Origin of the sequence: Actinacidiphila polyblastidii, from assembly GCF_036353415.1 — a bacterium.
GTDB classification, from domain to species: domain Bacteria; phylum Actinomycetota; class Actinomycetes; order Streptomycetales; family Streptomycetaceae; genus Actinacidiphila; species Actinacidiphila polyblastidii.
Window position 1 is genome coordinate 42,697 of record NZ_JAZEWV010000022.1, and the last position, 14,569, is coordinate 57,265.

Annotated in this window: 11 protein-coding genes; 4 read left to right on the forward strand and 7 right to left on the reverse strand. The window is 73.7% G+C overall.

Features of this window, described 5'->3' with window-relative positions:
* Positions 1-39 precede the first annotated feature (39 nt).
* Entirely contained in the window at positions 40-1,275 is a 1,236-nt protein-coding gene (locus V2S66_RS23225; RefSeq protein ID WP_330798039.1) for a transcriptional regulator, read from the reverse strand.
* 199 nt (positions 1,276-1,474) lie between these two features.
* On the reverse strand, positions 1,475-2,629 hold the full coding sequence (locus V2S66_RS23230; RefSeq protein ID WP_330798042.1) for an ROK family transcriptional regulator: 1,155 nt from the start codon (positions 2,627-2,629) through the stop codon (positions 1,475-1,477).
* A gap of 443 nt (positions 2,630-3,072) precedes the next feature.
* Here V2S66_RS23230 and V2S66_RS23235 point away from each other — a divergent pair, with 443 nt between their 5' ends.
* Together V2S66_RS23235 and V2S66_RS23240 are read left to right on the forward strand one after the other, a co-directional pair.
* The gene (locus tag V2S66_RS23235) at positions 3,073-5,226 is read left to right on the forward strand and encodes a fibronectin type III domain-containing protein (protein WP_330798043.1); all 2,154 of its coding nucleotides are present in this window, start codon (positions 3,073-3,075) and stop codon (positions 5,224-5,226) included.
* A gap of 418 nt (positions 5,227-5,644) precedes the next feature.
* Positions 5,645-7,831: an alpha-galactosidase gene (locus tag V2S66_RS23240; RefSeq protein WP_330798045.1), complete on the forward strand. Its 2,187-nt coding sequence runs from the start codon at positions 5,645-5,647 to the stop codon at positions 7,829-7,831.
* A 60-nt stretch (positions 7,832-7,891) separates the two neighbouring features.
* Here V2S66_RS23240 and V2S66_RS23245 read toward each other — a convergent pair whose 3' ends face one another.
* The gene (locus V2S66_RS23245; RefSeq protein ID WP_330798047.1) at positions 7,892-8,524 is read right to left on the reverse strand and encodes an ATP-binding protein; all 633 of its coding nucleotides are present in this window, start codon (positions 8,522-8,524) and stop codon (positions 7,892-7,894) included.
* A gap of 193 nt (positions 8,525-8,717) precedes the next feature.
* Between V2S66_RS23245 and V2S66_RS23250 the strand changes: the two genes are divergently transcribed.
* Complete coding sequence (locus tag V2S66_RS23250; RefSeq protein ID WP_330798049.1) at positions 8,718-8,960, forward strand: DUF397 domain-containing protein; 243 nt, start codon at positions 8,718-8,720, stop codon at positions 8,958-8,960.
* 87 nt (positions 8,961-9,047) lie between these two features.
* On the forward strand, positions 9,048-9,950 hold the full coding sequence (locus tag V2S66_RS23255) for a helix-turn-helix domain-containing protein (protein WP_330798051.1): 903 nt from the start codon (positions 9,048-9,050) through the stop codon (positions 9,948-9,950).
* A 95-nt stretch (positions 9,951-10,045) separates the two neighbouring features.
* Here the strand turns inward: V2S66_RS23255 and V2S66_RS23260 are convergent, their stop codons facing one another.
* The 4 genes from V2S66_RS23260 to V2S66_RS23275 form a co-directional block, all read right to left on the reverse strand.
* Positions 10,046-10,858 carry an SAM-dependent methyltransferase gene (locus tag V2S66_RS23260; RefSeq protein ID WP_330798053.1) on the reverse strand — a complete coding sequence of 271 codons (813 nt, stop codon included), beginning with the start codon at positions 10,856-10,858 and terminating at the stop codon, positions 10,046-10,048.
* Positions 10,859-10,960: 102 nt separating this feature from the next.
* Complete coding sequence (locus V2S66_RS23265) at positions 10,961-11,833, reverse strand: LmeA family phospholipid-binding protein (protein WP_330798054.1); 873 nt, start codon at positions 11,831-11,833, stop codon at positions 10,961-10,963.
* Positions 11,830-12,465, reverse strand: coding sequence for a TetR/AcrR family transcriptional regulator (locus V2S66_RS23270; protein ID WP_330798056.1), 636 nt, complete (start codon positions 12,463-12,465; stop codon positions 11,830-11,832). The genes V2S66_RS23265 and V2S66_RS23270 overlap by 4 nt, the downstream gene beginning before the upstream one ends.
* A 155-nt stretch (positions 12,466-12,620) precedes the next feature.
* On the reverse strand, positions 12,621-14,483 hold the full coding sequence (locus V2S66_RS23275; protein WP_330798058.1) for a coagulation factor 5/8 type domain-containing protein: 1,863 nt from the start codon (positions 14,481-14,483) through the stop codon (positions 12,621-12,623).
* Positions 14,484-14,569 lie beyond the last annotated feature (86 nt).

Consider the following 14,569-nt stretch of genomic DNA (forward strand, 5'->3'; position numbering starts at 1 on the left):
GCCCGCGGCGGCGGTCCCGCGGACGGGCGGCCGCTGGTGCTACGGGCGGTCGGCCGTGGCGAGGCGGCCTGCGGCCAGGGCGCGGCGGCTGTCGGTGGGCGACAGGGTGCGCAGCGCGTGCCGGTGGATCTCGGCGTCGTAAGGCGCGCGCTCGCCGTAGCGCAGGGCGTGCTCCGGGGAGCCGGCCGCGAGCACCGCCTCGCGGACCACGACCTCCAGCTGGGCCCGCCAGGCGAGCACGCCCGGCGCCTCGGAGAGCGGCAGCAGCGGCCCTCGGTAGAGGTCGACGGCCGTGGCGGTGTCGCCGCGCTCCAGTGCGCGCAGCAGCTGGACGGCGTCGCAGTCCACCGGCGCGGTCAGCGCGTACCTGCGGGTGGCGACCGCGCCCTGCAGCGCCCGGCGCAGGTGCGAGACCTCGGCCTTGAAGGTGGAGGCGGTGACCGGCCGGTCGCCGTACAGCGCGTCGCGCAGCCGCTCGGGGGAGAAGCCGTCCGGCTCCAGCGCGAGCAGCGTGAGGATCTCCACCTGCCGCGGCGGCAGGTGCAGCGGCGCCCCGCCGCTGGTCGCCCGGCTCGCGCCCAGGCAGGCCAGCCGCACGCCCGCGGCGGCGGGCGGCTGCGCCCGGCGTTCGCGTGCCAGGTCCCGCAGCCGCCCCTCGATCGCCGAGGTCAGCGTCCGCACCGTCGGCAGCGCCAGCGGATGCGAGCGGTCCCAGGTGGTCGACAGGTCGAGGACGCCCAGCACCCGGCCGTCCGGGCCGTGCACCGGCGCGCAGTAGCAGACCCAGCCGTGCAGCGCCGCGACCAGGTGTTCCGCCGAGAAGACCGTGCTCGGCCGGCCGGTGCGCAGCGCGAGGGAGAGCGCGTTGGTGCCCATGGCGCCCTCGTCCCAGCGGCCGCCGGGCGCGAAGTTGACCTGTTCGGCGCGGCGGCGCATCACCCGGCCGCCGGCGGTCCACACGATGGTGCCCTGCTCGTCGGTGACCGCCGCCACGAACCCGGCGTCCTCGGTGATGCCGCGCAGCTCCTCGGCCAGCTCGGTCACCGGCTCGCGCAGCGCCGACCCTGCCCAGCCGACGCCCCTGCGGGCCGGCGGCGCGCTGCGCAGGCCGGGGTCGACGGTGGGCAGCGAGCGCCTCCACGACTCGCTGACCTCCGCGCTGAGCAGCGCCGTCACCGGTGCGAGCGGTGCGGCGGCCCGCAGCTGCGGCACGCGCAGCGCCCACTCCTGCTCCAGAGCGGCCCTGCGCTGCTTGAGCGCACCTTGTCCTGCCATGGTCTTCCCGACTTCTTCGTCGTTCGACGCACGCCTCGTGCGACCGCACGCGCGGTCACTTCAATGAAGGCACACCCAGCCTGCGGAGTCGAGTCCTGCGGCCGTGATCGTGACCCGGAGGATCGCCCGGTCCCGCCGATCGCCCCGTCCCTCCCGATCGGCCGAGCGCCCGGCCGCCGGGCCCGCTCCGGCCGTCCGGTCACTTGACGGGCGCGAAGAGGTGCTGGGCGGCGACCGCGGCGCCGCCGCGCGCCCATTCCTCGAACGGCAGCGGGCGGACCACGATGTCGCAGTCCGCGGCGGCGCCGAAGGCGTGGTCGGCGAAGGTCTGCCGGATCTGGTCGGCGTACAGGTCGTAGGAGGCCACGCCCTCGCCGGAGATGATGATGCGCTCGGGGCCGATCAGGTTGGCGACCGCGGCCAGCGCCAGCCCCATCACGTGTCCCGCCCGGGAGAACACCGCGCGGACCGCGGCGTCGCCGTCGTGCGCCCGGCGTACGGCCTCCGCCATGGTCAGCTCCGGGTCGCCGGTGGCCTGCCTGGCCTGTTCCGTGATGGCGTGGGTGGACGCGACCGCCTCCACGCAGCCGGTGTTCCCGCAGGTGCAGGTGCGGTCGGTGCCGCCGACCGGCAGGTGGCCGATCTCGCCGGACACCCCGTGCGCCCCCGACACCACACGGCCGCCGATGGACAGCCCGGCGCCGATCCCCGCCCCCACGGTGACCAGCGCGAACGACGAGAGGCCGACCCCCGCGCCGAACCACTGCTCGGCCACGGTCAGCGCCCGCACGTCGTTCTCGACGACGGTCGGGGTGCCGGTCGCGGTCTCCACCAGGTGGGCCAGCGGCACCCGGCGCCAGTCGAGGAAGGGGGAGTAGGACACGGTGCCGGTCTGCCCGTCCACGTCGCCCGAGATGGTCACCCCGATGCTGTGCACCGCGCCGTCCTGTGCGGCGCCGGCCTCCTCGCGCAGCCGCGTGACCAGCCGCGCGATGGCCAGGACGACGGTGCCCACGTCGCGCGAGCCGAGCGGCGCGCGCGCGGTCGCCAGCGGTTGCGCGGTGAGGTCGGCCAGCACGCCGATCAGCTCGTCGCCGGTGACCTTGACGCCGACGAAGCGGGCCCGCTCGGCGCGGACCGCGATGAGCGTCGCCGGGCGGCCGCTCGCCCGCTCCACGACCGGCCGGCCGAGTTCGGTGATCCAGCCGTCGGCGAGCAGCGGAGTGGCGACCTTGGTGATCGCGCCGGCCGTCAGACCGGTGCGCCGTCCGACCTCGGCCCTGGTCAGCGGCCCGTGGGCGAGCAGGGTCTGGAAGACCAGGGCGGCGGCGGGCGGCTGATCGGCGAGGCTCATGCCCTGGACCATACATTTCCAGTGGAAACCAAGGAAGGGAGGTGGCTGGGTGCCCTGCGGGCCGATGTGGGGGAGGGCGTGTCCCCCTGTATGGGGCCCTTGAAGGCTCCCCTTCGGCGTCCCGAGGCGGATGGGGAGGCTCCTTCTGGCAGTTGGCTGTGGCCGACATCGGATTTTCCCTGCCGACTATGTTGACGTTGGAAGGAAACCCTGGCTACATTCGCCGCACTCCCCGCCGGTGCGGACGGGACGGTTCCGCCGGTGGGAGTGCGGCCGGCTCTCCTCCCCTCCGGCCGTGGTCCGACTCCCTCGGTGGTGCTCCGGGACGACCACCACCGGGGGACCACCCGTTCCCCCATTCCTCAGGCGGCTGACCGTGCGCGGGCATGGCGGGACCCGTCCGGGTCCGGCCGCACGCCTCCGCGCCGAGATGGAGTACACCCATGGCTCGTCCAGCAGGACCCGCACTCTCCGCACGGCGCGGAACACCCGCCCGCCGCGGCGGACTTCTGCGCACCCTGGCACTGCCCGTCCTGGCAGTCGGCGCGCTCACCGCGACGCTCGCGGTGCCCGCCGCCGCGTCCGCCGCGCCCGCCCAGGCCCCCGCCCACGCCCCGACCCTCGCGGGCGCCACCACCAGCCGCGCGGCGACCGGCACCTCGGCGCTCGCCGCCAAGCCCTACATGGGCTGGAGCAGTTGGAGCCTGGAGTCCACCAACTTCCCCGGCTACGGCGGTGAGAACTGGCTCACCGAGGCACATGTGCTGCAACAGGCCGACGTGGTGGCCGCCAAGCTCAAGCCGCACGGCTACGACTACGTCAACGTGGACGCCGGCTGGAACCTCGACGACGGCAAGAACGTCTTCGACGGCTACGGCCGGCCGATCGCCGACAGCAAGAAGTTCCCACACGGCATGAAGTACGTCGGCGACCAACTGCACCAGAAGGGACTGAAGTTCGGGCTCTACCTGGCGGTCGGGCTCTACATCGACGCGTACGACGACGGCAGGACCCCGGTCTACGGCGCGCCCGGCTGCACCACCAAGGACCTGGTCTACCCCGACCTGCGCAAGACCAGCGGCTGGGACAACGTCTCCTACCAGATGGACTGGTCGAGCCCCTGCTCGCAGAAGTACATCGACTCCGTCGCCGACGAACTCGCCTCCTGGGGCGTGGACTTCCTCAAGATCGACGGCGTCGGCCCGGGGTCCTCCCAGGGCGACGCGGCGCACGACAACGTGCCCGACGTGCAGGGCTGGCACCGCGCCCTGCAGGCCGCCGGCCGCCCCATCCAGCTGACGCTGTCCTGGGCGCTGGCCCACAGCAGGGCGGACGTCTGGAAGGCCGACTCCAACGGCTGGCGCGTCGACACCGACGTCGAGTGCTACTGCGACACCCTGGTGACCTGGAACAGCTCGGTCAAGGGCCGCTGGACCGACGTCGTGCCGTGGATCGACGACGCGGGCCCCGGCCACTGGAACAACCTCGACTCCCTCGACGTGGGCGTCAGCCCGATGGACGGCCTCAACGACGCCGAGCGGCAGAGCTACGCCACCTTCTGGGCGATCGAGTCCGCGCCGCTGTACACCGGTGACGACCTCACCAAGCTGGACCCGTACGGCCTGTCGCTGCTCACCGACGACGAGGTCATCGCGGTCGACCAGGCGGGCAACCCGGCCCGTCCGCTGAGCCAGTCCGCCGACCAGCAGGTCTGGTACGCACGCAACGCCGACGGCACCTACACCGTGGCCCTGTTCAACATGGGCGCCGGCTACTCCGACGTGACCGCCGACCTCACCTCGCTGGGCATCTCCGGCAAGGCGTCGGTGCGCGACCTGTGGGCGCGCAAGAACCTGGGCGGCGTCAGCGGCGGCCTCACCGAGAACCTGCCGCCGCACGGTTCGCGGCTGTTCACCCTCACCCCGGCCAAGTCCGGTGCCCACCCCGGCGTCCCGCTCGGCCTGCACGGCACCGCGTCCACCGCGGGCAGCGTCTCGCTGGCCTGGAACGCCGTGAACACCGGCGCCTGGCCGGTCACCGGCTACGACGTGTACTCCGGCGCCACCGAGGTCGCCACCGTCACCGGCACCAGCGCCACGGTCAACGGCCTTGCACCGGGAACCGGTTACTCCTTCACCGTCGTCGCGCACGACGGCAGGGGCCGCACCTCCGCGCCGAGCCCCGCGGTCCCGGTCACCACACCCGCCGCCGGCGGCCCCACCTCGTACGAGGCGGAGGCGCCGGGCAACACGCTCAACGGCAGCGCGAGCATCGGCGACTGCTCCGGGTGCTCCGGCGGCAAGAAGGCCGGCAACCTCGGCGGCGACGGCAACACGCTGACCATCAGCGGCGTCACCGCACCGAAGGACGGCACCTACCTGCTGCAACTCGACTACGTGGACGGCGACTCCAGCCGCACCCTCGTCGTCGGCGTCGACGGCGCCCCCGTGAGGGTCCCGGTGTTCGGCGGCAACGACAACGACTGGGGCCAGGCGCGGTCCGTCACCGTCCCGGTGCGGCTGAAGGCCGGCGGGAACACCCTCACCTTCGGCAACGCGACCGACTACGCCCCGGACCTGGACAGGATCACCGTCTGAGCCGGGCGGTCCGAGTCGGGTCGTGCGAGTCGGGGCCCCACCGGCCCGTCCGGCCGGTTGACCGGGGCCCGCCGGGACCCCGCGCGGCCCCGGCGGGCCGGCCGGCAGCCCTGCCAGGCGAAGGCGTCCAGGACCGGCGCCTTCTTCCCCTCCCTCCCCGCCGCGACGACCGCCTCGGCGCGGGCGCTCGGCCGGCAGGGCGTGGATCTGCCGGTCTTCACCGACATGCTGAAGAAGAATGAGCTGTACCCGTCTCCTGTGTACGGCAACGGCGCCGCGATCCAGGACGCCGCTCGGGAAGAACCGACCCACCGCAAGCACCCGGTGTCCGGCGGGGCCGCCGCCGCGGGGCGGACCGCTCCGCACCGCCGTCCGCCCCGCGGCGGCGGCCCCGCCGGACGAATGGAAAGGACTCCGTATGCCCACCACCCCCGCGCGGATCGTCACCCTGCGCGCGGCAGGCACCAGCTTCGTCGTGGAACTCAGCGAGCCGGTGCCCAGAGTCCTGCACTGGGGAGCCGACCTCGGCGAGCTGTCCGAGGACGCCGTCGAGGCGCTCGCGCTGACCGCCGACGGCGCCATCCTGAACAACGCGATCGACATCCCGCGCCGCCTCACCGTCTGGCCCACCGAGGCGGAGGGCTGGCACGGCACGCCGGCCCACCACGGCCACCTCGCCGGCGGCGCCGGCGCCCCCCGCCCGGCGCTGACCGGCTCCGCCGTCCGGCAGGACCCGGACGGCGGCGGCGAGCTGACCCTCGCGCTGGACGACGCCGCCGCGGGACTCGACCTGGCCCTCACCTACACCCTCCACCCGTCGGGAGTGCTCGCGGTCGCCGCCGCCGTCACCCGCCGCGCCGACGGCACCGACCCGGCGCCGTACGACCTCGCGCAGGTCACCACGGTGCTGCCGGTGCCGCGCCGGGCCACCGAGATCCTCGACTTCACCGGCAAGTGGAGCCGCGAACGCTCCCCGCAGCGCCGCACGCTGGACCACGGCACCCACGCCCGCGAGGTCCGCCGCGGAAAGCCCGGCCTGGACTCGCCCTACCTGATGACCGTCGGGGAGCAGGGCTTCGGCTTCGGCGCCGGCGAGGTGTGGGCGGTGCACGTCGCGTGGAGCGGCGACCAGCGCTATCTCGCCGAGCGGCTGCCCGAGGGCGCCGGCGTGCACGCCTCCGTCCTCGGCGGCGGCGAACTGCTGCGGGCCGGCGAGATCCGCCTCGCACCCGGCGACACCTACCGGAGCCCGGTCTGCCACTTCGCCTGGTCCGACGCCGGGCTCGACGGTCTCGCCGACCGCTTCCACACCCTGCTGCGCGCCAGGAGCACGCACCCGCGCACCCCCCGCCCGGTGATCCTCAACAGCTGGGAGGCGGTGTACTTCGACCACGACCTCGACCGGCTGCTGGCACTGGTGAGCAAGGCCGCCGAGGTCGGCGTCGAGCGGTTCGTGCTGGACGACGGCTGGTTCACCGGCCGCCGCTCGGACCACGCCGGGCTCGGCGACTGGGCGGTCGACCCGGTGGTCTGGCCCGGGGGGCTGACCCCGCTGGTCGACCATGTGCGCGCGCTCGGCATGGAGTTCGGCCTGTGGGTGGAGCCCGAGATGGTCAACCTCGACTCCGACCTGGCCCGCGAGCACCCGGAGTGGGTGCTCGGCCCGGCCCGCGGCGTCGGCCCCTCCTCGCGCCACCAGCACGTCCTCGACCTGGCCAACCCGGACGTCCGCGAGTACCTGCTCACCGCGCTGGACGACCTGGTCGCCACGTACGGCATCGCGTACCTGAAGTGGGACCACAACAGGGAGCTGCACGAGGCGGTGCACGGACCCGGCGACCGCCCCACCGCGCACGGCCAGGTGACCGCGCTCTACCGGCTGCTGGACGCCCTCAAGGAGCGCCACCCCGGGCTGGAGATCGAGAGCTGCGCCAGCGGCGGCGGCCGGATCGACCTGGGCATCCTGGCGCGCACCGACCGGGTGTGGGCCTCGGACTGCAACGACCCGGTGGAGCGCCAGGAGATCCAGCGCTGGACCGCCCAGCTGCTGCCCCCCGAGCTGGTCGGCAGCCACATCGGTCCGTCGCCCAGCCACACCACCGGCCGGCTGACCTCCGACGCCTTCCGGCTGACCACCGCGCTGTTCGGCCACCCCGGCATCGAGCAGGACATCACCGGCTGCACCCCCGAGGAGCTGGCCCGGCTCACCGCCTGGACCGCGCTCTACCGCGAACTGCGCCCGCTGCTGCACGGCGGCCGCATGGTGCGCGCCGACCTGGAAGGCGACGCGACGCTGCTGCACGGCGTGGTCGCCCATGACGGCGCGGCCGCGCTGTACTGCTGGGCTCGGGTGGCGACCTCGCCCGAAGGCCAGTCAGGCCGGGTCAGGATGCCGGGACTTGCCGCCGATGCGACCTACCGGGTGCGGATCAGGACCGACCTCGGGCTGCCCTCGCTCCACCAGACCAGCGGGCCAGCCTGGTTCGACCGTGCGGTCGAGGGCGAACTGACGCTGCCGGGCGCGGTGCTCGCGGTCGCCGGCGTGCCGATGCCGATGCTCAACCCCGAGCAGGCGCTGCTGATCGAGGTGCGCAAGGTGGCGTGACCGGGCCGCCGTCACGGCGGGAGGCTGCCGACTTGGCACAGGGCCGGGAACGCGGCGGTGTCAACGGCCGCTGGCCAGACGGGCCCAGACCGTCTTGCCGGCGGCCTCCGGCTGCGAGTGCCCCCAGGTCTCGCTGAGTTCGGCCACGATGTGCAGCCCGCGGCCGGACTCGGCGAAGAGTTCGGGCTCGGACATCTCCGGCAGTTGCGGGCTCGGGTCGGCCACCGCGCAGACGACGGCCTGGTCGGTGCGGACGAGGGCGATCCAGGCCGAGGGCCGGTGTCCGGACCCGGTGGGCCGCTCGGCGCGCCCGGGTCCGGCGTGCGGCGGCGCGATGCCGGGACGCAGCGCGTGCGTCACCGCGTTGGCGACGAGTTCGGCGGCGATGGTGGTGGCGTCGTCCACCAGCTCCGGCAGTCGCCACTGCGTCAGGGTGCTGCGCAGGAAGCTGCGGGTGCGGGTGACGCTGGTCGGTGTGGCGTCGAAGCGCAGCGCGGCGAAGCCCTCGCCGCCGTCGTCCCCGGGGCCGCCCCATACGCGCGGCTCGCTGTTCAGGAACACGTCGAGCGGGGTGGGCGGCGGCGCGGTGAAGTCCTGCCGCGATGTCTGAGGCTCCAGCAGATCCCGCTCCGCGTAGGAGAGTTGGCGCCGTCCGTACAGGCCGTTCGCGGAATCGGACGACAGGGCGGTCATGCGGTTCACCCCTCCGAGCGAAGCTGTCGAGCACGCATCGAGATCACGGTAGTACCCACAGTATCGTCTGCGTCCGCATGCTGATGCAATTGCATCCGGAATTGCATTCGCAAGTGCGCGCCGGGTACGTGTGTACCTGTCGTGGTCCACGATGCGGAAGCGGGCCGCGGTACGGCCAGCCCACGAAGGAGTGATGCACGTGCAGCAGTTCGACAACGGTGTTCAGGCCAGTTCGCTCGCCGGTGCGCGGTGGACCAAGAGCGGCCGCAGCAACCAGAGCGGCAATTGCGTCGAGGTGGCCGCGCTGTCCGACGGCAGCGTGGCGGTGCGCAACTCGCGTCATCCGGACGGACCCGCGCTCGTCTACACCCGCGCCGAGATCACCGCGTTCGTGGAGGGCGCGAAGGACGGCGACTTCGACTCCTTCACCGGCTGAAGAGGGCCCGCCGAACGCATCGGTTATGCGGCGGGAGCGGGCTCCCGGATGCAATACTGGCCTGTCCGGTATTCCTTGGGAGCCCGCATGCCCGCTTCGTTGCAGCCCGTCTCGCCGGTGCAACTCGTCGAACGTCGCCCCGACATGGGCGCCAAAGCGATGGCGCGTGTCCTGGGCAACTACCTGCGCGCCCTGCGCGAGAGCCGGGCGCTGACCCCGGCCGCGGCAGGCCACCACATCAGGGCGCACGCGTCCAAGATCAGCCGCATGGAGACCGCCCACGTCTCGCTGAAGGCCCGCGACGTCGACGACCTCCTGGAGCTGTACGGCGTCGGCGAGCGGGAGCGCGCCGAGATCGGCGTCCTGGTCCAGCGCTCCTCCCAGGCCGACTGGTGGCAGCCGTACGGCGAGGTCGTGCCGGACTGGCTCCAGCAGCTCATCGGCCTGGAGCGGGACGCGCACGTCATCCGCACCTACGAGAACCAGTTCGTGCCCGGCCTGCTGCAGACGCCCGAGTACGCGCGGTCGGTCGTGCTCAGCGGCCACCGGCTCTCGCCGCGGCACGAGATCGAACAGCGCGTCAACCTGCGGCTGGAGCGCCAGCGCAGGATGAACCAGCCCGGCGCGCCCGTGCTGTGGGCGCTGATCGACGAGGGCGTGCTGCACCGCCCGGTCGGCGGCCCCGACGTGATGCGCGACCAGCTGGTCTACCTGCTGGACACGCTGCGGCAGCCGGGAGTGCGGTTGCAGATCGCGTCGTACGAGGCCAGCGCGGCGGCCACGCCGGGCGCCGCGGTGACGTATCTGCGCTTCGCCCAGGGTTTCCTGCCCGACGTGGTGTACCTGGAGCACATGACCAGCGCGGTCTACCTGGACCGGCTGGAGGACCTCGACAAGTACCGTGCCGCGCTGGACGAGTTGAGTGCGCAGGCGGCGACGCCCGCGGCCAGCCGGGTGATGCTCGAGGAAGCGCTCAAGCGGTATCTGTAGCGGCGGCGTGCCGCACGCGAAGGGCCCCGCACGCGCCGAACACCGGCGCACGCGGGGCCCTTTCGCGCGTCGCGCTCCGGAGGGCGCGCGCGGGTTCAGAGTTGGGCGACGCCGCCGAACTCTATCCACTCGTTGCTGAGCTGCTTCGGCGCCAGGTCGTTGTCGGCGCGCCAGGTGGAGACCTCGACCAGGCCGGGCTCCAGCAGGTCCAGACCCTTGAGGTACGTGTGGACGTCCTCGGGCTCGCGCACCCGGCCCCAGTGGCCACCGGTGGAGACGTCCATGAACTCGGTGACGCCGCGCCGGGTCTCCTCGTCCTCGCTGACCAGCTGGCACACCACCAGGAAGCTGCCGGGCGGGAGTTTGGCGCGGACCCGCTCGACCACGCCGGCCGGGTCGTCGCTGTCCGGGATGCAGTGCAGCACCGACACGAACAGGGCGGCGATCGGCTCGTCCATCCTTATCAGCTTCTTGAGCTCCTCGCTGCCCCAGATGCTCTCGGTGTCGCGGAAGTCGGCGGTGAGCACCGCGGTGTTGTCGTTCTGCTCCAGCAGCGCCCGGCCGTGGGCCAGCACGATCGGGTCGATGTCGGTGTAGACGACCCGGGCGTCGGGGTGGATGCGCTGGGCGATCTCGTGGACGTTGTCCACCGAGGGCAGGCCCGATCCGTGGTCGACGAACTGCTTGATGCCGTACTCCTCGGCGAGCACCCGGACGACGCGGCGCAGGAAGTGACGGTTGTTCAGGGCGAGCACCTTCATGCTGGGCACCTGCCGCAGCAGCTGGTCGGTCGCCGCCCGGTCGGCCGGGTAGTTGTCCTTTCCGTCCAGGAGGTAGTCGTACATGCGGGCCACGCTGGGCACCGTCACGTCGATCCTGTCGGTCAGCGGTGTGTCCCCGTGTTCCATAGGGCCCCTCATGGCGTCTCGACTCAGAGTGATCCGGCGATTGCGGAAGTAGGGTCATCCTAGGGAGGGATGATCGCCCGGTCGAGACGTTCTCCAAGGTCGTTACGTGGAACAGCCCTTGGACGGGCGGCTGACCGCGGCGGGCGAGATGGCGAGGGTCAGCCGCAGCCCGTCGGCGGCGGCGGTGGCGCCCGTGAGCCGTACGCCCGCGGGGAGTTGGGGCACCGCGACGGTGCGCGGGCCCAGCCGTCCCGCCAGCGTGGAGAGTTGCGGGGCGGTCTTCCCCGAAGCGGCCAGCCGGGCCACCGGGAAGTCCTGGCCGAGGATCACGATGTCGGCCGGAGTGACCGTCAGCCGGTCGTTGCCGGCGGCGATCCGGGCGTGCACGGTGACCGGCAGCGGAATGCCCGCGAGGGTGCCGGTCAGCGCCAGCCCGCCCGAGCCGTCGGGGCCCGGCCGCAGCCCGGCGACGCCGCCGCCGAGCCGCTCGGCCAGCTGGCCGTAGGCGATGGTGGCGGTGGCCGAACCGCCGCTGCTGTGGCCCTTGGTGGTGACGTCGCGCAGTTCGGCGGCGACCGACAGGGTGGTGCCGTCGCGGCGGACGTCGTCGGCGGCGATCCGTACCGTGCCCACGTCGCCGGTCAGCAGCCGCAGCCCGGCGAGACTGCCGCTGAGGTGGGCGGAGATCCGGCCGACCGGGCGCAGCCGGCAGTCGGCCGCGTTCACGATGTGCTGCCGCGCGGTGCGTGCGAGCAGCACGTTGCCCGCGCCGGCCAGCACCACCAGGGCCGCCACCGCCGCGCCGGCCGCCAGCAGCGGCCTGCGCCGCGGCCACCGCCGCCGGGTCGGCCGCGCGGCGCGGTCGGCCGGCGCGGGCTGGGCCGGGGCGTGCTGGACCTGAGCCTGGGCCGGGGCCTCGGTCGGGGCGGCGGTCGTCCCGCCCGGGGGCCGGGTGCGGCCGGGGTCGCTCGTCACGTCGCTGGGGTTCCGATCTGGGAGAGGAGGGCGAGGGCCCGGGGGAGCAGGTCGGCCGCGGTGGGCTGCGCGGTCCCGGCCGCACGCCTGCCGCGCTGGGTGCGCAGCACCGCCCGCACCGCGGACAGCGCGGCGCAGGCCAGCACCGCGGCGTGCAGGTCCCGGTCGGGGGTGCCGGACGGCAGCCGGCGTTCGACCAGCGCGGTCAGCCGCTCCTCGAACCCGCTGAACGCCTGCACCAGCCGGCCGACGACCAGCGCCTCGGTGCCCTCCAGCGGATGCGTGAGCGCGGTCAGGCTGCCGGCCGAGAAGGGCTTCGCGGCGGCCAGCAGCGCCGCGCAGACCGCCTGCAGCGGCTCCTCGCCGTCCGGCCGGGCGGCCAGCTCCCGCTCGATCCAGCCGAACAGCTCGATGCCGTCCGGCAGCAGCAGCGCCTCCTTGCTGTCGAAGTAGCGGAAGAAGGTGCGCTCCGAGACGTTCGCCGCCGCGGCGATGTCGGCGATGGTGGTGCCGGCGAAGCCGCGGGCGGCGAACAGCCGGGCGGCGCTCTCCCGCAGCATGCGGCGGGTCTGCTCCTTCTTGCGAGCGCGCAGCCCGGGCTCCTGTGCGGCGGCGGCCGGCTCTGCTGGCATCTGCACAGCCTAATGGTGGTGTCGGCCATGTCAATTGTCAGTCCTGACACCTTGGGCGCAGGGTCCGTGCCGGTCCTGTGTCGGTCCTGACACTTTCTGGAGGCGCGTCGTGGCGTCCGCCCTGCCCGCCCCGCCCGCCGCCCGGCCGGCGCGGCTCAGCCCGCGGGGTAGCGCACCACGTTCACCGGCACCGTGGCGGTTCCCTGGGCCGGGTCGCCGGAGCCGTTGATCACGTGGTCGATCACGCCTGCGCCGTTGAGCGACACCGTCAGCAGGTCGTGGAAGACCACCCCCGGCCGGTCCGGCGCCTCGAAGCCGTGCGCGTTGTGGATCGTCGGGTCGACGTTGAAGAAGCAGTAGCTGCCCAGCCCCCAGCCCTCGTGGTGGCGGACCCCGTCGGCCACCTTGTACGCCGCGTAGCCGTCGACGCCGTGGTGGGTGTAGGCCGCCTGGTTCGGCGGGTCGTACGGCAGCTCGTTCTGGAACATCACGGTGCGGCCCCGGTCGCCGTTCCAGACCACGTTGTACTTCTGGAAGTGCTCCACGAACAGGCCGGTGGCCAGCACGTTGTCGCCGTTGACCACGACGCCGGTGTCCGCGGTGTTGACCGTCCAGCCGACCCCCGTGCCGTGGTCGGCGCGCCAGGCCCAGATGTGGTCGAGGAGCACGTTGTCGCTGTTGACCACCAGGGCGGTGGACGCCTTCCCCGCGCCCGCGCCGCCGATCCGGAAGAACACGTCCTGCACCGACGCGGGTTCGCGCGGGTCGGTGCGGCCGCCGTGCTTGCCGCCGATCTCCAGCAGCACCCGGGAGTTGACCGGGCCGGCGTCGAAGAGCAGGCCGGCGATCCGCACGCCGCGCGAGTCCGCGACGGTCATCGGCACCACCCCGCGCACCGGCGTCAGCGTCGCGTAGCCGAGGCCCAGCACCACGGTGCCGGCCCACTTGACCCTGATCGTGTCGGTCAGCTTGTAGACGCCGGGCGTCAGCAGCAGGTGCTTGCCCTGGGACAGCGCCCTGTTGATGGTGCGGGCCGAGTCCGTCGGCCGGGCGACGAAGAAGCGGTCCAGCGGAACCGAGGAGCCCGCGGTGGCCCCGCCGCTCCAGGTGGTGCCCACCGCGTCGTGGCGCAGCGCGGGCAGGAACACCCGGTAGCCGCCGGCCTGGTCCACGTACAGGAACGGCTTCTCCCGGCTGAGCGGGCTGGTGGGCAGCGTGGTGTACGGCGGGTTCGGGAAGGACTGCGCGGGCGCCCCCATGACGCCCGCGAAGACCTGGTTCCACACGCCGTTGGACCAGCTGCCCACCGCGCTGTCCCGCGTCAGCCACTGCTGCTGCGAGGCGTTGACGACCTGGCCGTCGACGGCCGAGTCGGCGATGTAGCCGCCGCTGGAGTAGCCCCCCTGCCGGGGGAAGAGGAAGAGCTGGCCGCGGATGTGCACCCGGCGCAGCGGCGCCGCCTGGGAGACCGCCCACCAGTTGACGCCGCCGGTCGGCACCACGGCGAGGTTCTCCGCCGAGCGCCAGAAGTTGGTGAGCGCGCTGTCGCCGCCGCCCGGCTGCGGCTGGCCCTCGACCCGCACCGCGCCGTTGATCGTCACCTCGTCGGGGGTCAGGCCCAGGCCCGCCACCGAGGTGTAGTAGCCGAGCTGCGCGTCGACGTCGTAGGTGCCGGGCTTGAAGAGGAAGGCGTAGCGGCCGGTGCCGAACTCGGCGGCCACCTGCTCGGCGGCCGCCGCGTCCAGCGCGGCCTGGATCTCGGCGACCGGGGTGCTCGGGTCGAAGACCCTGACGTTGGGCCCGAAGTCCGGCTCGGCGGGGGAGTGCCCGCGGCCCGCGGACTGCGCGGCGGCGGGGGCAGCGGCCGCCACCGGCGCCGCGGTGGCGAGGGCGGCCGCGGTGACGAAGGAGCGGCGGCTCAGCCTGCCGGAGTCGGCCGCGTCGGCCGAGTCGGCCGCGGTTCGCCCGGACCGGTGCCCCGGCTCGGGGAGTTCACTGTCTGCGGCCCCGTTCGACATGAGGTACGACCCACCTTTACACACCCGGAGGACGGCCGGCGTCCCGACGGCGCACGGCGGCCGAGGAGCCCCCCGGCCTTCGTGAG